14 protein-coding genes, 1 pseudogene and 1 riboswitch are annotated in these 18,215 nt (G+C 60.1%); of the genes and pseudogenes, 6 read left to right on the plus strand and 9 right to left on the minus strand.

Annotated features, from left to right (window positions below; genetic code table 11):
- Positions 1–49: 49 nt before the first annotated feature.
- Complete coding sequence (locus OWC43_RS19805) at positions 50–412, minus strand: hypothetical protein (protein WP_393957978.1); 363 nt, start codon at positions 410–412, stop codon at positions 50–52.
- A 692-nt stretch (positions 413–1,104) separates the two neighbouring features.
- Positions 1,105–1,300, plus strand: a riboswitch (cobalamin riboswitch).
- A 106-nt stretch (positions 1,301–1,406) separates the two neighbouring features.
- Between OWC43_RS19805 and OWC43_RS19810 the strand changes: the two genes are divergently transcribed.
- Together OWC43_RS19810 and OWC43_RS19815 are read left to right on the plus strand one after the other, a co-directional pair.
- Complete coding sequence (locus OWC43_RS19810) at positions 1,407–3,638, plus strand: TonB-dependent receptor (protein ID WP_393957980.1); 2,232 nt, start codon at positions 1,407–1,409, stop codon at positions 3,636–3,638.
- A 489-nt stretch (positions 3,639–4,127) separates the two neighbouring features.
- Positions 4,128–4,334, plus strand: coding sequence for a hypothetical protein (locus tag OWC43_RS19815; RefSeq protein ID WP_393957982.1), 207 nt, complete (start codon positions 4,128–4,130; stop codon positions 4,332–4,334).
- Positions 4,335–4,355: 21 nt separating this feature from the next.
- Here the strand turns inward: OWC43_RS19815 and OWC43_RS19820 are convergent, their stop codons facing one another.
- The 4 genes from OWC43_RS19820 to OWC43_RS19835 all read right to left on the minus strand — a co-directional run bounded on the left by OWC43_RS19820 (position 4,356) and on the right by OWC43_RS19835 (position 7,052).
- The gene (locus OWC43_RS19820; protein WP_137828853.1) at positions 4,356–5,144 is read right to left on the minus strand and encodes an ABC transporter permease; all 789 of its coding nucleotides are present in this window, start codon (positions 5,142–5,144) and stop codon (positions 4,356–4,358) included.
- 510 nt (positions 5,145–5,654) lie between these two features.
- Positions 5,655–6,014: a hypothetical protein gene (locus tag OWC43_RS19825; protein WP_393957983.1), complete on the minus strand. Its 360-nt coding sequence runs from the start codon at positions 6,012–6,014 to the stop codon at positions 5,655–5,657.
- Between the two features lie 271 nt (positions 6,015–6,285).
- Positions 6,286–6,717: a hypothetical protein gene (locus OWC43_RS19830; protein WP_393957985.1), complete on the minus strand. Its 432-nt coding sequence runs from the start codon at positions 6,715–6,717 to the stop codon at positions 6,286–6,288.
- A gap of 179 nt (positions 6,718–6,896) precedes the next feature.
- A complete protein-coding gene (locus tag OWC43_RS19835) occupies positions 6,897–7,052 on the minus strand; it encodes a DUF3309 domain-containing protein (RefSeq protein ID WP_091943448.1) in 156 nt (51 codons plus the stop codon).
- A gap of 905 nt (positions 7,053–7,957) precedes the next feature.
- Here OWC43_RS19835 and OWC43_RS19840 point away from each other — a divergent pair.
- From OWC43_RS19840 to OWC43_RS19850, 3 genes are all read left to right on the plus strand, one after another.
- Positions 7,958–8,467, plus strand: a complete 510-nt coding sequence (locus tag OWC43_RS19840) for an RNA polymerase sigma factor (RefSeq protein WP_393957986.1) — start codon at positions 7,958–7,960, stop codon at positions 8,465–8,467.
- 87 nt (positions 8,468–8,554) lie between these two features.
- Positions 8,555–9,529, plus strand: coding sequence for a FecR family protein (locus tag OWC43_RS19845; protein WP_393957988.1), 975 nt, complete (start codon positions 8,555–8,557; stop codon positions 9,527–9,529).
- 116 nt (positions 9,530–9,645) lie between these two features.
- Positions 9,646–12,192 (plus strand): TonB-dependent siderophore receptor, encoded by a 2,547-nt coding sequence (locus OWC43_RS19850; protein ID WP_393957990.1) that lies wholly within the window; start codon positions 9,646–9,648, stop codon positions 12,190–12,192.
- A gap of 378 nt (positions 12,193–12,570) precedes the next feature.
- On the opposite strand, the gene OWC43_RS19855 is transcribed toward OWC43_RS19850, so the two are convergent.
- The 3 genes from OWC43_RS19855 to OWC43_RS19865 all read right to left on the minus strand — a co-directional run bounded on the left by OWC43_RS19855 (position 12,571) and on the right by OWC43_RS19865 (position 15,018).
- Positions 12,571–12,975: a MucR family transcriptional regulator gene (locus tag OWC43_RS19855; RefSeq protein ID WP_393957991.1), complete on the minus strand. Its 405-nt coding sequence runs from the start codon at positions 12,973–12,975 to the stop codon at positions 12,571–12,573.
- A 699-nt stretch (positions 12,976–13,674) separates the two neighbouring features.
- A complete protein-coding gene (locus OWC43_RS19860) occupies positions 13,675–13,920 on the minus strand; it encodes a hypothetical protein (RefSeq protein ID WP_393957992.1) in 246 nt (81 codons plus the stop codon).
- A 45-nt stretch (positions 13,921–13,965) separates the two neighbouring features.
- The gene (locus tag OWC43_RS19865) at positions 13,966–15,018 is read right to left on the minus strand and encodes a Hint domain-containing protein (protein WP_393957993.1); all 1,053 of its coding nucleotides are present in this window, start codon (positions 15,016–15,018) and stop codon (positions 13,966–13,968) included.
- Positions 15,019–15,681: 663 nt separating this feature from the next.
- Here OWC43_RS19865 and OWC43_RS19870 point away from each other — a divergent pair.
- A pseudogene (locus tag OWC43_RS19870) lies at positions 15,682–15,889 on the plus strand (transposase); the annotation flags it as partial.
- A 298-nt stretch (positions 15,890–16,187) separates the two neighbouring features.
- Here OWC43_RS19870 and OWC43_RS19875 read toward each other — a convergent pair.
- Positions 16,188–18,149 (minus strand): alpha/beta hydrolase domain-containing protein, encoded by a 1,962-nt coding sequence (locus tag OWC43_RS19875; RefSeq protein WP_238308079.1) that lies wholly within the window; start codon positions 18,147–18,149, stop codon positions 16,188–16,190.
- Positions 18,150–18,215: the final 66 nt, after the last annotated feature.

Below are 18,215 nucleotides of genomic sequence, written 5' to 3' on the forward strand. Positions count from 1 at the left end.
CGCCGGGGCCTGGAGTGGGTTTCCCATCGGCGAAGGCAAGACGAACCGGTCAATCCGGCCAGTGGATCGTCCCCTCGCGCAAGCCGAGAACGTGCCGATCGCTGACGCCGAAATCGCTCGACTGATCTTCGACCACGCCGGACACACTGACATGGCAGGCCTCGTCGAGCGCCCCGCCCTCGCACAGGCCGCGGGCCTGCCGCTGTGCGAGTTCGCCGACATCCGCCAGCCGAATTAGCACCCGGCGTAGGGGAGCCGTTGCCTCGGCCGCGACCGGCTGCGGGGTGAAACCGAGACAGGTCGCCTCGTTCTCCGTGGCGAACACGAGATGGCAATCTTCGAGGGTCACGCGCTCGCCGATCAGTTGATCGGCCGCAACGGAGAACTCGACCGCCGCGATATGAGACTCCATGGCCATCAACTCCGCCGGAGACGGGAGTGTCGAGAGGAGAACGGGAAGAAGTGCTGATATCCGCATGATCGTCGGGGCCTCGGATTCGTCGCTTCCGAACCTAAGCAAAGCTTATGCAACTTTGCGGGACTGAAACCCTGGGCGCGTCACGTGTTTGTGCTCGCTCCACTGATTTGAGGGGCAAAATCTGCGATCGGCATTAATCCAATCACTTTGCAATCACGAGTTCGCATTCGCGCACAATCAAATCAGGCGGCGCCGTCCATCCGGTGCCGATCATGCGTACAAATTCGGCAATACACTGGGCCTTCGCATGCGGTGATCAAAGGTGCGTCCGTTCCTGGGCCGCGAAATGAATGTCCATCCGGCAGCGAGTGGGACGACCCTCCGTTTCGCGCGCTCATCACGACGCGTGGGGGCAGCCGCGGCCCTCCCATTCATGCATGTGGTGCATAGCTGCGATCGTCACTCCCGGATTGTTTTGTGCAGCGCAACGTGAGACTGATCCGCATGCGAGATCGCGATGGCGTCGCGGTCCCGTTGCCCTTCTTGGGCGTTTCCTCCCTAGACTTCGGGCCGCTCCATTGGGGCGGCCTTTTTTCTTGTTCGGTGCGCGATGCCGTGGGCCTGATCGTCCACGGGAAATCCCCTGAGACCTGTTCAAATTCAGTTGACCGCCGGGTCCCGCTCCTCTTAGTCTAATACTAGACGGTTCCCGCGAGGGATCAAAAGGGAACGCGGTGAGGGATCGGTCCCGAACCCGCGGCTGCCCCCGCAACTGTGAGCGGAGAGTTCCCCATCACCACGTCACTGGGCGCCTCGCCTGGGAAGACGATGGGGGGCGGCGACCCGCGAGCCAGGAGACCTGCCGTCTGCCGTGGTCACACGCGAAACGCGCTGGGCGGGGTGCCTCGGCGGTTGCCAAAGCGCGGATTCGCGCCACGGCCTCGTTCGCGGTGACGTGCCATTGTTGCCGTCCGAGGCTGTTGCCATCATGTCCTATCCCGCAGGCCGCCGAGCGAGGCCGTTCCTCGCCGCCCTCTCTGCTGCTCTTTCCGCCTCTCTTCCTTTGGCCGCGAAGTCCCAGGTCGTGGCACCCGTCGAGACCCACCTCGACGAGATCGCGATCGCCGGCATTCCGGCCAATGCGCCCGCCGACGCCGTCGGTGCGGAGGCGGCCGCCCTGCTGCGCAAGCCGAGCCTGACTCAGGCCTCACCGGTCGGGCTCAATCTGCGCACGCCGTCGCGCGGCGCGAGCCGGCTGGGCCTGACCCCTCTGGAGACACCGGCCAGCCTCGATATCGTGTCCGGGGAAACCATCCGGCTGCGCGGTCAATCGTCGGTGCTGGAGGCCGTCTCGCAGAACGGCACGGGCATCACCGCCTTCGGCTCGCCCGGCTTCGGCATCGGCGCCTTTACCGCGCGAGGCTTCGCCGGGCAGAACTCGATCCAGACGCTGTTCGACGGCACACGGCTCTATGTCGGGGCCAATACACTGACCTTCCCGTTCGACACGTGGAATGTCGAGCGGATCGAGGTGCTGCGCGGGCCGGCCTCGGTGCTCTACGGAGAGGGCGCGATTGGCGGGATCGTCAATGTCGTCTCGAAGAAGCCGCTCTTCACGCCGCTCAACGTCGCCCGTGTCGGCCTTGGCTCCGACGGGCTGGCGCGTGCGGCGGTCGACACGACCGGGCCGATCGGTGAGTCGATGGCTTACCGCCTCAATATCAGCGGCAACCGCGCCGATGGTTGGATCTCGCCGAACGGTGAGTTCCGCAATCTCGCGATCTCCGGCGCCCTCACCTTGCGGGCGACGCCCGACCTTACCTTCACTGTGAGCCACGACCTCGGCTACCAGGAGCCGACCCGCTACTGGGGTACGCCGCTGGTGAATGGGCGCGTGCTCGATGCTGTGCGCTTCAACAACTACAACGTCCGCGATTCCAAGATCACCTACAACGACAACTGGACCCAGTTCCGCACCGAATGGACGCCGTCCGCGGATATCACTGTGCGCAACACGGCTTATCGTTTACAGAGCCGCCGCCATTGGTTCGATGTGGAGCAGACCGCCTACAACCCGACGACCGGCCTCGTCGATCGGTCGGACTATACCGAAATCTACCATAGTCAGGAACAGATCGGGAATCGCTTCGATGCGACGATCCGGGGCTCGGCCTTCGGGTTGGCGAACCAGTTCACGGCGGGCTTCGATGTGAACCATATCGCGTTCCGCCATACCAACAACTTCAGCGGCGACTTCGTGGAGACGCCCACGAGCGTCCCGCTGATCGGATACGATCCGGGGTTCTTCCCCGCCAATGGTCGGGCGGTTCCGGCCTACGCCACAAGCACGAACCAAGCGTCCGTCTTTGCCGAGAACCGGCTCGAACTGACCGATAGGCTATCGTTTCTGGCGGGTGTGCGCTTCGATGCCCCGCACCTGTCGCGGGTCAATTTGCTGAACCGCACGTCCTTCGAGCGCTCGTTCCGCGCCCTCGGCTATCGTTTCGGCCTCGTCTACGCGGTGGCGCCCGACACGACGCTCTATGCGCAATACGCCACCGCCACCGACCCGGTGAACAGCCTCATCTCGCTCTCGCAATCGCTGGCGGGCTTCGAGCTGTCCACCGGTCGCCAAGTCGAAGTCGGGGCGAAGGGGCTCGCCTTCGGCGGCGCCGTCGAGTGGACGCTGGCCGGCTACCGCATCGTCAAGGACAACCTGATTTCGAACGACCCCGCTCGGCCTACGGTCTCGGTCCAGGTCGGCCAGCAATCCTCCTACGGTGCCGAGGCCGCCTTGTCCTGGCTGCCCGCGCCTGGATTGCGCGTCGATGCCAATCTCGCCTTGCTCAACGCTGAATACGATGCCTTCAGTCAGGGTGGCGTCTCCTTCGCCGGAAACCGTCCCATCAACGTGCCGGAGCAGGTCGCCAATCTCTGGGTCAACTGGGCCTTCGCCCGCGATTGGGAGGCTCGGGTCGGGGTGCAGTATGTCGGCGCAGTCTTCAGCGATTTCGCCAACCTCGCCCGCAGGCCGGATTATACCTTGGTGACGCTCGGCCTAGATCGGCAGGTAACCCCATCTTCCCGCTTGTCGTTCCGGGTCTTCAACCTGCTCGATACGGTTTATGCCGTCGATGGCCGTGCCGCCGGCGGGATGAACACGTGCTGGTATCTCGGACGGCCCCGTTCGTTCGAGGTCGCTTATACGGTGGCTTGGTAGATCGCCCAGTCGAACGAGAAGCGTGCCGCCCGCCAGCCTTGCGGGGGGCACGCCTGCTTGCAGGCAGATCGAACGGCTCGATCAGCGTGTTCGTCGGCGGAACTTCTTGAGCGGTAAGAAGCGGGATGGCCTGAAGGCACGTCACCTGTACCGCACTGGCAACCTCTTACTGGCGTTGAGATCCTCGGAGGCGGTGTGTCGTTCACGACGCATGTCGTGACGAACGCCGTGCGCCGTTTCCATGTCGGCCCAGGAGGCATTTCAATTAATCGGCTCGAAGGCCGAAAGCCGCGGCTGTTTCTTCGAGGCAACAGGTTCGGTCTGCCGATCACCAACTCCAAGGAGCGTACTTTCTCGGCGGAACGCCTTGCTCTTTGTTATTTATCGGGGCTTCGCGGAATGGGAGACGTCAGTGCCTAATGGCTTCGCACACGCTGTGCGCGAAGCCGGCGGTCACATCGAACCACCCTCCGACATGGAGCCTCGGCAGTGCGGACCTACGTCATCCGCGTTTCCAGCCCGAACAAGGCCCCGACCCGCTTTGCCGTCCTTGCCCCGAGTTCGGGACAGGCCATGGCCGCAATGGTCGCCGATCTCGGCCTGTCCGACATCGCCGAGATCACCGGCGAGGTGCTCAATTCGAATGTCGCCGCGAGACTCGGCCTCACACCCGGCCGCCCGCTCCGTCTGGTTTGACGGAGCGTCCCGGCCGTCGTTTCACCGTTCCATGACGTACCGTTCCATCAAGAGGCCGACGGTGAGGCTGCCGAAGATCCAGCCGAGAATGTACAGATAATCAATTTGAATCGGGAGGCTCGGTTCATAGCCCAGGCGGACCCATTCGACGATCTGTACGCAGGGGTTCCACCGCATCAGCGAATAGATCTGCTCCGGCATGTAGGCGGCAACAAACATCAATCCGCTTGAAAAATACACGAGCAGAACAACAAGAATGTAGATGATCTGCCAAGGTGGGAAAATCGAAACAATCCCAACATTGACGGTGCCGACTGAAATTCCGAGGGCGATGGCGGCGATATAACCAGTCATGGCGGTCGTGATGTCGACCGGGATCGGATCGACGCCGAATGCCAGCAGGAAGAGGCAGATGACACCGAAGCCCATGAAGCTGCTGCAGATCTCCACGACAGCACGGGCCACCATCGTATCGATGCGTTTGACCTGAGGGAACCACGTGAGACTCTTGTGGACCAGATATCCCTTCATCATCTCGCGCGAGATATACTTGAAAGCCAAAAGGGGAAACGCACCCGATGCAACGAAGAGCATCGTCGAATCGCCCATCGGTGACGGCACCTCACGAAACACCATGATGCCGACGATGAGGATGACGTGGGCGACCGGCCACAGCATCTGGACGAGATAGCCCCAGTACGAACCGCCGAAGCGACTGCGCATGTCCCGGAGGATCAATGCGTTGAGGACCTGTAGATAGATATCCGTCTGGCTTCGCCGTATCAGGGCGGTCGGGGGCTGTAGGTTCATGAAATCCGTCGCGCGGATGATGTGTTTGCGCGATTCATCTCAGCCAATCGCGCCGAAATCGAGGAAGCGCCGATGTGCCGGCGGTCCCTCCCCTCGGTCAGACGTAGTGGCGAAACACGACCCGTTCCTCGCGATCCGCATCGTCGTCCGAATCCGATGCGCAAGGGGTTTGGAAGATCCCGAGGCCGATTGTCGAAATGAGAAGGACCGAAAGGAAGCGCAGAAATTTGTTCGCCTGATGCAGCGACCCGTGGGTGCTGCCTCTAATGGTCCGACGAACCGTCATGCCCGTATCCCGTACATTCTGCCGACCGAACGGAAGGCAGAGGGTGTTGCGCGAGCTTGACCCTTTTGTGACGCGGTCCCGTGCTGCCTATGGTTTCACAGGGGCGAGGCCGATGACTGTCGGGATATGAACCATGACAATTCCCGCTCCCCCTCAGACGCGAAGGTTCACCCCATCCAGAACCCGCTGCGCGCTATGGCGAGAGAGGATCTTCAGAGATCCACTCAGTCGAGGGGGGCCAGACCGGGATTTGCGATCATCACCCCATCCGCATTGACGCGTGCGCGCGCCTGACGCTGCCGCGGCGATGCCGATGCGACGGAGATTTGAGAATCTGCGCAGCGCGAACAGATCGACTTCACGGCCCGATCGCTGCTGTCCGCAATCTTTCGATCGAAAGCTTCCTGTTGCGCTTTGGCCGCCTCGCGCACGGGGTCCGGGGGAGCCTCGGCTTCCGGACTATCCGTCACGAGTGCGGCGGTCGGTTGCCGATAGGCAACCCGATAAGGGGCATAGGCGCGGAATTCGGCCTGTGCCTGCGCGATGGGCGACAATGCGAGGATCGTCATCAAGATGCGCAACATGGATCCTCGTCATCCGTTCAGCATCGACCTTCGCACGATTGGTCGATGACCCCGGCAAAGGGTGAGGGATCGCTCAGGATGCGGAGAGTCTGAACGGTGGTCGTGAAGAATTTGTTAAGGTAAGTGGTCGTCACGCCTCGCTTGGATGTCATTTTGTAACGCACCTTTAGACTCGGTGCGGTGATGCGTTTCGTTGGAATATATCGATGAATGAAGGGTGCGGGCTGTTTAATGAAAAGACTTACCGCACTATTAGCGTTTAAAAATTTCGTCATGACGTCCAATTTTCAAGCAATTGCTTCGAAATCGGCCTTGATCGAATTATTGGTAAGTACATCTTATCTATATCGACGGCGTAATTGATCGTTTTGTACCATAACCCTCGGAATATAGCCGTTTGATTAATTATGACGTTTTTGAACGGCCGCGTTCGGCTGAAGTTCTCCAGTCGCCAGCAGGCATCAAGAAGAAGAAACTTAACGGGGATGACAGCAGCTGCGTTCGCAGGTCTGCCTCTGGTCGCAACGGTCGCGCAAGTTGCTGCCGGCCGCTCAAGCTCCTGATCAGAATCGGTTGGGGCTAGCAGCTCAGGCACGGCCAACGCGACGGGTGCGAACGATGCGGGCTCGGGTTCAACGCCCGGCGCATCGGGCAGCGCGCCATCGGCGGGCGACAAGAGCCGCTCAGGCACATCGAACAGCACCGGTGCCTCTGATGCCGGGTCCGGCTCATCGCCAGGTTCCCGTGGCACCGAGGCTGGCTTCGGAACCCATCAAGCGGCAACGTCCCTCCCGGCCGTAGCTGGGAGGGACAACCCGCATCCTCATTCCGACAAGACCGCCAATAGAGCGATCAGGCCACTGTAGATCGTGTGAAGCTGCCTCAAATCCTGCCTGTTACCAGGAGCACGATCAAAATGATGAGCAGGATGCCGCCGAGGCCGAAGCCGGGACCCCGATAAGCGCCACCGCCGAGGAAACCACCACCGCCGAATGCGAGGAGGATGAGCAAAATCAGCAGAATGGTTGTGACGGACATCGATGGCTCTCCTGTCGCTCGAGCCGGTTCGCCTGAGCTAGGCATTAACCCGGTCCATCACAAATTCGTTGCAGCCCTTTTTGCGCGGCACTGCGCTTCCGTTTTGAGCGGCAAGCGCTTGCAAACATTCGGTGAACGCCTTTCAGTCTTTGCTCGGCCAAGCTGTTCGAAGCATCCTCCCTTTTTTGTCGCGAAAGATCGCTTTGATTCCTGATAAAATTGTGTCGCTTGTGAATCTTTCGAAATCAGGGCGCGCCATGAGGGTTGGTAATATGTTTTCCTAGAACGAAGCCTAAACGGCAACTTGGAGCATTGGTAGGCAAGTCTTGACATACATTATGTCAATTAAATATTTCTTCTGCATTCCGTTCAGCTGATTAGTTACCTATAGTTTATGAAAAAATTGGTATCAATAGCGAATTTTATGAGTCTATAAGATAGGATCCTATTTAATGCAGGTTGGTTGCGCAGTGTATCAAGTTAACATCAATGTAACTTTGATCAACACGCTTAAGTACAGAAATATGTCGATATGAATATTTTTTGAATCGCATTGATTAAGGCTTGTGATAGATCGAATGCGCATGCCTAACATTGAATACAGCATAAATTGATGGTTTCTATTCGGTGTACAATTTATATATTCCAGATTGTGAAGCTGTGGTCTATGCCTGTCGCAAAAACGCAACTGTTCCGGAAAGAGCAAACGGATTTTGGGCCGCGGCAATTCTGATCAATTCAAATCAAACTATTTCCTATATTGCGCTCAGCATCTTATCTTAGAAGCTTGCCGTGTTTAGAAGCGCCCTAAAATCCGGGTATGATTTGAGCTGTCTTGTCTGACGATCAGCGATGCGTCACGGCGTTGAGCGGCCAGGAGGTCCGTCACCGACAGGATTGGAGTCATGAGCGGAGTATCGGTCGATGCTCTTCATCGCCGGGAAGGGTTGAAGCTGCAGCGCTTCCTCCTGCGCATGCTGGGCGACCCCGTCGATGCCGCCGATGCGACGCAGGAAACCTACCTGCGCATGATCGCGGCCTTGTCGCGCACCCATGTCGAGCATCCCTCGGCGCTCCTCTTTCGGATCGCCCGAAATGTCGCGTTGCGAACGCGCAACCGCCATCGGCTCGAACGTTGCCTCTTCAGCGACAACGGTGAGGTGGATCTCGCGGACGCCGTCGACGGCTTGGCTGTTCCGGAACGGCAGGTGATCGCCCGTCAGGAATTGAGGCGTCTTGCCTCCGCCATCGACGAGTTGCCGCCGCGCTGCCGTGAGGTGTTTCTGCTGAGCCGTTTCGAGAGCATGGCGAATGGGGAGATCGCGATTCGCCTGGGCATCTCGCGAAACATGGTCGAGAAGCACCTCATCAAGGCGCTTCTGCACTGCCGAACTCGGCAATCGGAATTTTTTTAAACGCAAGGCCTCAGGAGTTCGGTGCTTCGTTGATCTAAAGCAGGGAAGCGCATCGCCTGGCAGACGGCGCGAACCGGGGGAACGGCCGTGGCCGGCAACGAGCAGACCGAAGGGAGCGGCGTCGAATCCGACGATCCGGTCTTCGAGGAGGCCGCCGGGTGGGTCGCCCGTCTGTCGTCAGCGGACGCGACCGAGGCCGACCGGGCCGCGTTCGAAGTCTGGCGCTCGGCCGATCCGCTGCACGCGGATGCCTACGACGAGATGGACGCCCTTTGGCACAGGCTCGGGCAGCTGCCCGAAGCCAAGTCCGGCTCCGACAAAGCCGCACGACGGCTGCTCAGACGACGGGTGACCAAAACCGTATCCGGCATCGCTCTCGCCGCCGCGCTCGGTGGGATATTGGCCGATCGGTACGGTCTCGTGGATCGGCTGCGGGCCGATCTCTGGAGCGGTGTTGGCGAGATCACGCACGCGACGCTTCCCGACGGCAGCCGCATCGACCTCAATACCGATACGGCTCTGATCATCCGCTTCACGCCCCAAGAGCGCCGGATCTCGCTGCTCCGCGGCGAGGCCAGCTTCGATGTTGTGTCGGATCCTCGCAGACCCTTCACGGTCGAGGCCGGAGGATTGAGCGCGCGGGCCGTGGGGACGCGCTTCTTCGTGCGCGCCGACGGCACCGATCAGCCGGTCGGCGTCGCAGAGGGCCGTGTCGAAGTCGGCGAGGCGGGTCGCCGCTCGCTGGTATCGGCCGGCGAAGCCGTTCACCGCGGTAGCGACGCCTCCCTGACCGCAGCCGCAGCGAATGTTGAGCGCAGCATGGCTTGGCGTGAGAATCGGCTTCTCTTCGCCGGTCAGCCGCTCTCCGCGGTTTTGACTGAACTCGGTCGCTATCGCCATGGGCGTATCCTCCTCCTCGACCGCCGCCTCGGTGAGCGGCGTGTGACCGGAGCGTTCGACACCCGTGACACGGACGACGCCCTTGCGGTGATTGCTGCCACGATGGGGGTCTCCCTCCATCGCGTATCTCCGTTGCTGGTCCTGGTCGGCGCGCCTTTCTGAGGGAGCGCGAAAAAATTCTGCCGCCGACGTCAGGAGATCGCGAGCTCGTTGATCTTGGTCCGTAACGGGGCAAGAGCGCGCGAAACGCCCGCCCCGACCGATCAAGGGGCAAGAACATGGCAGCGCAGATCAGGAGAATTTCACGGAGCCGGGTGGCGGCGATCGCCCTCGCTGGCGTGTCGTTTGGGGCGATGGCTCAGGCGGTCGCGGCCCAACCCAGCCCGCCGGCCGAGCGCCTCGTTGGGGAGCGGAGCAGCGTCCATCTGACCATCCCCAAGGGACCGTTGGAGAACGGCCTCGTCGCCTTCACCGAGCAGGCGGGCGTGAAACTGGTCTACCCGACCGAATTGACGGCAACGTTGGAGACCGAGGGCCTCGACGGTGAGTTCTCCCCCATCGATGCGCTGGCCAAGCTGCTGAAGGGGACGGGTTTGACCTATCGGCCGGCCGGCGCGACGACGATCACCTTGGTCAATCCGCGCTACGCCCAACTCGGCCCGGACCCGGTCGGCTCGGTGCGACTCGATGAATTGCGGGTCGAAGGCGATGCCCGAGGCCGCAACACGGTCTCAGCTGGTCAGCCGCCTCGGTCCGGCACCATCGGTCAGCCGCCCGCGCCCTATGCCGGCGGGCAGGTCGCCACGGGGACCCGCCTCGGCATGCTCGGCAACCGCTCGGTGCTCACGACGCCGTTCAGCGTCACCGGCTATACTGAGAAATTGATCCGGGATCAGGAGGCCCAATCCATCGGCGACGTCACGCTGAACAATCCTTCCGTCCGCAGTGATGCGCCGGCCTTCAGCGAGCGGGACTCCTACTTCATCCGCGGTTACTCGGTGACCAATCTCGATACCGCCTTCGACGGGTTGTTCTACCTCGTCAGCCCACGTCGCCATTTCGTCGAGGGGATCGAGCGGGTCGAAGTGTTGCTCGGGCCCACAGCCCTTCTGAGCGGCGGCATCGGCCGGATCGGCGGTACGATCAATCTCGTTCCCAAGCGTGCCCTCGACGAGCCCCTCGCCCGGCTCACGACCACGTATATCAGCGACGCGCAGATCTGGACGCATGCCGACCTTGGCCGACGCTTCGGCACGTTCAAGGAGTGGGGCGTGCGCTTCAACGGTGCGTACCGGAACGGAGCCACAGCGCTCGACAAGAACGAGATCGAGGTCGGGGTCGCAGCGCTCGGACTCGACTATCGCGGCGAGCGGGTCCGGGCCTCGCTCGATCTGGTGCATAGCCGGCAGAACATCACCGCCCCGACATCCCTTTTCAATTCAGCGGTGGCGGATATCCGCATCCCCCGCAATCCCGCCAATCGGCGCAACACCGCGAGCAGCTTCGAATTCAACGATAGCCGATACAATATGGCGGTGGGTCGCGTCGAATATGACCTGACGCCCGATACCACGCTCTACGCAGCGGGAGGTATCAGTCGCTACAGCGAGGATTCCCTCAGCTCGTACTATCTGATCACGAACTCGAACGGGCGGGCGACCAACACGTTCGCTATCGCCCCCATTCAATTGCATGGACTGACCGGGGAAGTGGGCCTCCGCTCCAATTTCCAGACCGACTTCATCGGCCATCAGCTCAGTGTCTCCGCCACCGAAGTCAATAATAAGAATTACTCGAGAGGATACTTCCCTCCAAAACTCCCAAGTTTCACGACAAATATCTACGAGCCGAACTATCTTCCATTCGGTTCGGTCGCCACTTTCGGCCTTCCGCGATCCGGCCAGCAACCGCTCTTCAACGACCTCACCGTTCGGAGCGTCGCCGTGGCCGATACGCTCTCCTTCGGTGGCGATGATCGCTTCCTCCTAACCTTGGGCGGCCGCTATCAAGAGGTCGGGCTGAAGAGCTACGTCACCCGACCGGTCGCAACTCAGGGGAGCCTCTCGACCAACTATCTCGAAAGCCGGTTTAGCCCGGCCATCACCCTGGTGTTCCGCCCGTTCGACAATCTCTCCTTCTACGGCAATTACATCGAGGCTCTCACGGAAGGACCAATTGCACCGAGCACGGGCGTCTCCAATCCAGGTCAAGTGTTTCCCCCTGTCGTGAGTCAGCAGAAGGAGATCGGTGCGAAGTACGATTTCGGCACCTATGCCGTCACGGCCGCACTGTTCGAAATCGAGCAGCCGAACGCGTTCAACGATGCCGGAACCTTCACCGTCAGCGGTCTTCAGAGGAACCGTGGCCTCGAACTCAACCTGTTCGGAGAGCCCCTGCCCGGCGTGAGGCTGCTCGGCGGCGTGACCTTCATCGATGCGAGGCTGGTCAACACCGAGGACAAGGACAAGAACGGGGTACCGGACTTCAATGGCAATATCGCGCCCGGTGTCCCCAGCACGACATTCAACCTCTACGGCGAACTCGACCTGCCGCCGTGGTTGGCGCCGGGGCTCACCTTGACGGGCCGGGCGATCTACACGAGTGGGGTGTACTTCGATCAGGCCAACAAACAGACAGTGCCGGACTGGACGCGGTTTGATGCGGGACTGCGTTACACGTTCGAGGGCGTCAACGGTAAGCCGGTGGTCCTGCGGGCCACGGTCAAGAATGTGTTCGACGAGAAATATTGGGCGTCCGCCGCACGCGGGTTCCTCGCCGTCGGTGCGCCCCGAACTTTCATCCTGTCGGCGTCCGTAGATTTCTGACGGAACTCGACTTCAACTGTCTTATCGCTTAAACGCCGTTGCCGAAAAAGTCGAAACCTGATTGTAGGATAGCAACGGCTCAATAGAGAACCTGGGAGCGACTTTTCGGAGCCGCTCCTGAATCTTGAGAGCATGCTGGAGCGTTGAACAACGTTTGAAAGTGTCGTCGCCTTCCATTAGGTTTGAAGCGTTACGGTTTGCTGACGACTTCGAATTCACCGCAGGTGCTTCAAATATGACGATAATTCACCGTTTGAGAATTCTTTGCGCATTTAGATCGTAAATATAAATTACATTACGGCATAGACATTTGACAATTGGCTCGGTATTTATTGGGCTATGCAATAAAAATTATTCGAATATTGTATTAAAAGCATACTACCGAGTTTTTATTTTGGTTCGAATTTTCGAACGCTTCGCAGAATAGTGTGGAGAAACCATTGGGTAGTCAGACGGTAGGCCGTAGTGATCGCGGTATGAATCGGCATTATACCCATTCGCATTGAGATGCGGTTTGAGCGACTTGTATGGTTTGCCATCGATAAAAATAATAATCGCCTCTGGGGTAATCGAAGTTTGGATTTGAGTTTTGGTCGGTTTGCTCGGCGTATTGGGCTTTGCTAAGGCTGGATCACTTTGCACAATCGAAGCCAAGGTTGCATAAATATTCAATATAAATTCAGACATTTGTATCGTCGCAATTGTGTTGTTGGACACATAATTGCCGACAATACTCGCAGTTAAGTCCATCAAATGGCCCTTCGTCGCCGCATCGACAGACATCGCTCCCCCGCTTGCAACCGAAACCTGAGCAGTTTCCGGCTGCAAGATGGCTGAAAATCAATATTTGTTCGCCCCCGTACCAAGTCACAATGATGTGATCGCGACTTTCCTGAGCCAGCAAAATTTGTTCGCAGGCCTGGAAACAAACAACTTTATAATAAATTTGCGTTTTATTTAATTCACGACCTCGCTCGTGTTCCGCAGGCCAATCGACCGTGTAGCCTTCCAAACCGGAGTCGATTGAGTGTTGATGCCCCGGCTCATACCCGGCGACATCGTAGTGACCGGCAGTCCCCAGAACCATAAGGGCGCGGCCGTTCGCACCACCCTTCGCGTGGCAGCCATGGTGTTCGAGTCCGCCCATCCTACAGGCAGAGCCCAAATCGGAGGGATTCCTCGAATTACTTCAAACGATATAATATTCTTTGAGCTTGAGACAATGTTGCGCGCATCTATTGAGCGCATCATTGCAAAGTTATGGCCAGTTGGCAGAGGCCTCGTCGGCATCGGATTGGCTGACGAGTGCAGATAATTTCTATTATCTGCCCGATATGATCACGGTCAAAGCGTATGAGATCAATATAACATCAAAACCATGCGTGGCGAATTCAATGACTTTTTTCGCCTTCGTCCACTCAGCCAAGCTTGTGAGCGACATTCAGGTTTGGCAATGGATCGCGGGAAAAACAGTCTCGACAGTCAGGCCCGGCCGAACCCGGCAAATTCTCCTGCCATATCGCCCAACCCGTTGAATTGGGTCTGCCTTGAAGCCCCAGTATCGAGGGCTTTGAATGGAACGGTGTGAAGCTTGTCGCTCTTGCGCATGACCACACCTTTGTCGATTTTCGTGCTGCCCGTTTCTGCACCCCGCACGAACGGCACACGTTTCAGCTTTGTCCTGAGTTGCCGCTCGTCCGCCGCTCGACGGTTTGGAACGGTGTTCAAGGAGGGAAGCCGGGTCTCACGACCCGGCCTCCGGCGCGTGCTGTCTCAGGCAGCGAGCCAAGGAAAGCGCGTGGCGTCTTCCCATGCGCAATCGGCGGTGAGGCTTCCGGCGAAGACCCCAGCAAGACGAGCCCGCTCGGCCTCGACCACGGGCCCATCCACCGCGACCGGGCGGCACCGAGCATCCCAGCCCGGAACAACGAAGTCCGGATTGTGGAGGGCATGGTCGGAGGCTTCCTCGAAGAAAGCGCGTTCGCCTCCATCCAGGTAGCTTTCTGCAGCAAGGCCTTCGGCTAGCAGGATATCATGGCATTCGAGTTCGACATGCCAATAGGTCACCGAAGAAACCGGTTCGCGCGCGATCGTCGTACCGTTGATGAGGCACATCACGGGGACGAGGTAACCCCCTTCGTTGTCCGCATCCGCACCGACGAGAACGGGATGGCCCGGCGACAAGCGAAGATCCCGCACAGGAAGGCCGCGACCGAACGCGTTGGCGCGCACACGCACCGGCTGATGACTGAAACAGATTGAACCGCTCGCGGAGGCAACCTCGCGGTGACCGATCCAGGTGATCGGACGCACCGCCCCTGAAGCGGTAACGGCCAGATCCCCCACACGCAGATCCTCCACTGCCACTTCACCCCGAGTCGTACGGATCATCGTGCCCGTGACAAAACAGGGGGCGTTCGTGGAGGAGAGAGTAGCAGGTGTCGGGTTCCCGTTTGCCTGATAGCGAAACTCGGTTCCGTCGGTGAAGACACCATAGTCAGTCGTTGCGGTTCGGAACCCGATACCGTTCGAATCGACTCCGCGCGAGCTTGTGCCGAATTCGGCCTGCGTGTCGTTGATGAAAATGATGTTATTGAAAGGTCCGGACGCTCCGCCGCCATTTGCATCGGTGTCACTTTGACTGAAACCGGCCGGGCCTGACAGGCCAGTAATCTCTTGGCCGTTGAATGTGCCACTGATCCCCGTGATTGCAAATCCCTCAGCCTGTTGCCCGCTCGGGGACGTGAATACGGTCGTATTGTCTTCTGTCGTAACCGTGAAGCTACTGCCGGCGGGATCGCTGAAGTTGTAGGTAAACTGCGGCATGACTACCCCTCCCCGTATGTCGGACTTGGCAAAATAGCTAATTGACGCCCCCTCAGATTGCCCAACGAGGCCAACGAGTGAGTGCCAAAAGCGTAGATGCTCTGCGTTTTCAACTTACAGATCATCGTGCGGCAGGCGAGAGGCTACATAACGATCAAATGATGCATTTGGTTGAAAGGCAATTAGTGTGTGAGATTTGCCAGCCGAGACTGCATTTTCCGATTCAACGTTGGGGCACCGGCGCCTTGGCCTTGCGACATGCCGCATCTCAATACGGTTTACGGCCTGCGCTGAGGCTGTTCCGTTCAGCTGATTGGAAATGGAGCGTTACGATCTAAGTTTTCATACGTAACATCCGAGCATCGACTTTTGTTCGTATCGGTGGACTGATTTCCACGCCGCAACGCTGCCGAATCCTCGGTGATCAGCAGCTACGCATGGTAGCGCGCCGAAGCCATATCGCCTGTCGCCACCCGCACGCGATCGCCCCTAATATCCGCAGCATCGCAAGCATTTCCACTTCAGTGGAAGCCTCTCCGTTTGGTCGGATTGCAGTTAATTCGCCCCCTGTGAGTGGTCCGCCCTGCGGCATGGCCTGCGGGCCAAGACAAGGTGAGACAGTCGGGAACGTAGTGGCACCAGCCGGAGAATGTCGTCGCCAAGCTGCAGCAGGCGGACGTGTTGATCGCGCAGGCCCAGAGCGTGACCTAGGTAATCCGTACGCTGGCTGTGCTGGAGGTTACCTACGAAACGCTGGCGTTAGGAGATTGGTGGTCTGAAGACCAGTCAGGTCCGACGGATGAAGGATCTACAGCGCGAGAACCGCAGGTTTCGCAGGGCGGTTGCCGACCTGACGCTCGGCAAATCAATACATATCGAAAATTTTATCTATTAAAATTCGGTACATAGCTCTACAACGAGATATTTTTTAGGAAAGCATTCAACAAATGAAGTAAAAATCGCGCATTTCGCGCTCCTAATGGTTTTGGTATTCTCAGTGAAATTTACTAGACTGCCTAAGCAGCTCATAACCCGATCCAGACTTTGGGAGGGGCGTTGTATTTCGGCAAGGAGACCGTAGCCGCGCTTCGCGCGTCCAAGCCTCGCGTCGCTTCGGACGCATAGCCGAACAGGCAATTGGTGAATGCCTGCTCGGCTGCAGAAAACCGTTACGGGGTTCGCGGCCGGGCGGCCTCAATCATGTGGTCGCCGTCCTCGCGCAGGAGCAGGCGATCGGCGACGAGTGCATCGACCGATTTCGTGACGGCGGCGACGTAGGCGTTCGCATCCGGATAGCGCTCCTCGATCGAGGGCCTGGGATCACCCTTCGCGATCCGGTCGGCCTGCTTGGGCGAGAACGGGATCTGGCTGCCCTCCCGGTCGCACAGAGCGCCGGCCGGGAACGGATCGGCGTAGAGATTCCAGCCCGTATAGGTCGCGCGGGGGGCGGCGATGGCGGGCAGGCGGATGCCCGCCACGTCGTTGCCATCCGCATCGACCCGCGGGACCAGCGGCCGGTACTGCGGCCCAGCCTCGGGGCGCGGATCGACGTAGGTGCCGAACCGGGCGATGGCGTTCGGTGCCGTCGGCACGGGCACGCCGACCATGAACGGAAAGCCGATCTCAGCCGCCTCGACCAGCGTCCCGTCCGAGATGCGTGGCACGCGGCTTTCCGGCGGGGCCTTGCCCTCCTTCACCCACTCTTCGAGTGCGACGAGCAGCGCCCGGATCGCGGGTGCGGGGTTCAGCGTGCTGCGCTCGTTCGCGCAGGGGCCCTTGGTCGAGGTCATGCCGGCGCGCCCGTAATGGAAGCCGCTCGACACGAGATAGGCCCGCGCCGTGTCCGGCAGCGCGACGTCGCGGCGTCCGATCGGATCCGTGGTCAGGAGGGAAGCGCCCTTCTGCCAGTACTCGGTGCCGGTGTTCATCTCGATCAGGAGGGGATCGAAGCCGTCGCCGCGCAGAATCGTGCCCGTCCGCCCCGTGACCGGATCGTGCTGGGCCGCGGCCGAGAACGGAAACGCGTTCTCCGGGTAGAGGTGATCCTCGTGCTGCGTGTTGGTGCGCGACGGCTGGCCGAAGCGGGCGTTGAGGAACACCCCGCCCACGCCGGCGATGTGCGACAGGACGCCGTCGAACACGCGCCGCCCAGCCTCGTCGCGATTGAAGCCCTGCTGGATGAAATCACGCAGGTAGCGCCCACTCTGCGAGATGCCGAGCGCGAGGGTCTGCTTGATGCTGCCTCCGGCCGGGTTGGCATCGCCAGAGGCCTCAGTCCGCAGATGCGCCACCACGTCCCGCGTGGCGGCAAAACCGATGCCGAGCACCTTCGGCTCGGTGGCTTGATAGGTGAACTCGTAGAGTGAGCCGGGCAGCGGCTTGGTGCCCTTGGGCAGCAACTCGATCTGGCGCGGCGTGGCGTAGTGCCATGCCTCGGCGGGCACCGGTCGCGGCGGATCGGATTCCCGGCGCCGAACCGTGAGGCGGGCATTGTCCTTGTCCGGGCTCGCCGTCTTGAAGGTGAGGAAAAACGGCGCTTCCGGCGGACCGCGTGTGGCGCTCACGAGCTGGTCCCGCACGGTCTCGACGATGGGCTGGCCGAAGCGGGTCGCCACCGGCACATCGATCGCCATGCCGCCCTGCTGGCGCAGCGCGTCCGCCTCCCAACCCGACCAGACCAGGGTGTAGCCGCGACGCAGGACGAGACCGGTCCCGGCATCGGCCGCGGATTTTGGGTCGTTGACGGCTTGAACCGCCTGGGCGGGCGCATCGAGAACCCAGTTGAACAGGAACTTGCGGCCGCGATTCAGCACTTCGAACAGCAGCGTGCCGTTCCCACGCGCGGGATCCTTCGGGCGAAGGATGAACAGGTCGGTCTTGTATTCGACCATGCCGCGGGCGTTGCGGGGCGCCAGCGCGATGTCGACAATGCCGGCATTCGCAGGATCGGACGGATCGAGCTCGCCGCGGGCCGTGCCGATCACACGCTCGTAGCTCCCGGCGGTTCCGAACTCGGCGCCGTCCGCGAATGGCTCGACTGAGGCAATGTCGATTCTCGTGATGCGTGCCTGTGCAGGTGTGAGGCACAGTGCGTAGCCGAGCACGCCGGCAACGGCCATATTCGTGCGCATGATATTCCTCCCGTTGTTTATCTTGTTGTATTTGGTTTTATCTTGAGCCCACGGCGAGGATGTCAG

It is taken from the genome of Methylorubrum sp. POS3 (assembly GCF_043352485.1).
Taxonomy (GTDB): Bacteria; Pseudomonadota; Alphaproteobacteria; order Rhizobiales; family Beijerinckiaceae; genus Methylobacterium; species Methylobacterium suomiense.

What these genes read in the sequence shown, in the direction of transcription:
- OWC43_RS19825 (WP_393957983.1), bottom strand. Translation starts at nt 6,014, where the DNA reads ATGTTGCGCATCTTGATGACGATCCTCGCATTGTCGCCCATCGCGCAG.
- OWC43_RS19805 (WP_393957978.1), bottom strand. Translation starts at nt 412, where the DNA reads ATGGAGTCTCATATCGCGGCGGTCGAGTTCTCCGTTGCGGCCGATCAA.
- OWC43_RS19820 (WP_137828853.1), bottom strand. Translation starts at nt 5,144, where the DNA reads ATGAACCTACAGCCCCCGACCGCCCTGATACGGCGAAGCCAGACGGAT.
- OWC43_RS19865 (WP_393957993.1), bottom strand. Translation starts at nt 15,018, where the DNA reads ATGCCGCAGTTTACCTACAACTTCAGCGATCCCGCCGGCAGTAGCTTC.
- OWC43_RS19810 (WP_393957980.1), top strand. Translation starts at nt 1,407, where the DNA reads ATGTCCTATCCCGCAGGCCGCCGAGCGAGGCCGTTCCTCGCCGCCCTC.
- OWC43_RS19855 (WP_393957991.1), bottom strand. Translation starts at nt 12,975, where the DNA reads ATGTCTGTCGATGCGGCGACGAAGGGCCATTTGATGGACTTAACTGCG.
- OWC43_RS19875 (WP_238308079.1), bottom strand. Translation starts at nt 18,149, where the DNA reads ATGCGCACGAATATGGCCGTTGCCGGCGTGCTCGGCTACGCACTGTGC.
- OWC43_RS19850 (WP_393957990.1), top strand. Translation starts at nt 9,646, where the DNA reads ATGGCAGCGCAGATCAGGAGAATTTCACGGAGCCGGGTGGCGGCGATC.
- OWC43_RS19835 (WP_091943448.1), bottom strand. Translation starts at nt 7,052, where the DNA reads ATGTCCGTCACAACCATTCTGCTGATTTTGCTCATCCTCCTCGCATTC.
- OWC43_RS19840 (WP_393957986.1), top strand. Translation starts at nt 7,958, where the DNA reads ATGAGCGGAGTATCGGTCGATGCTCTTCATCGCCGGGAAGGGTTGAAG.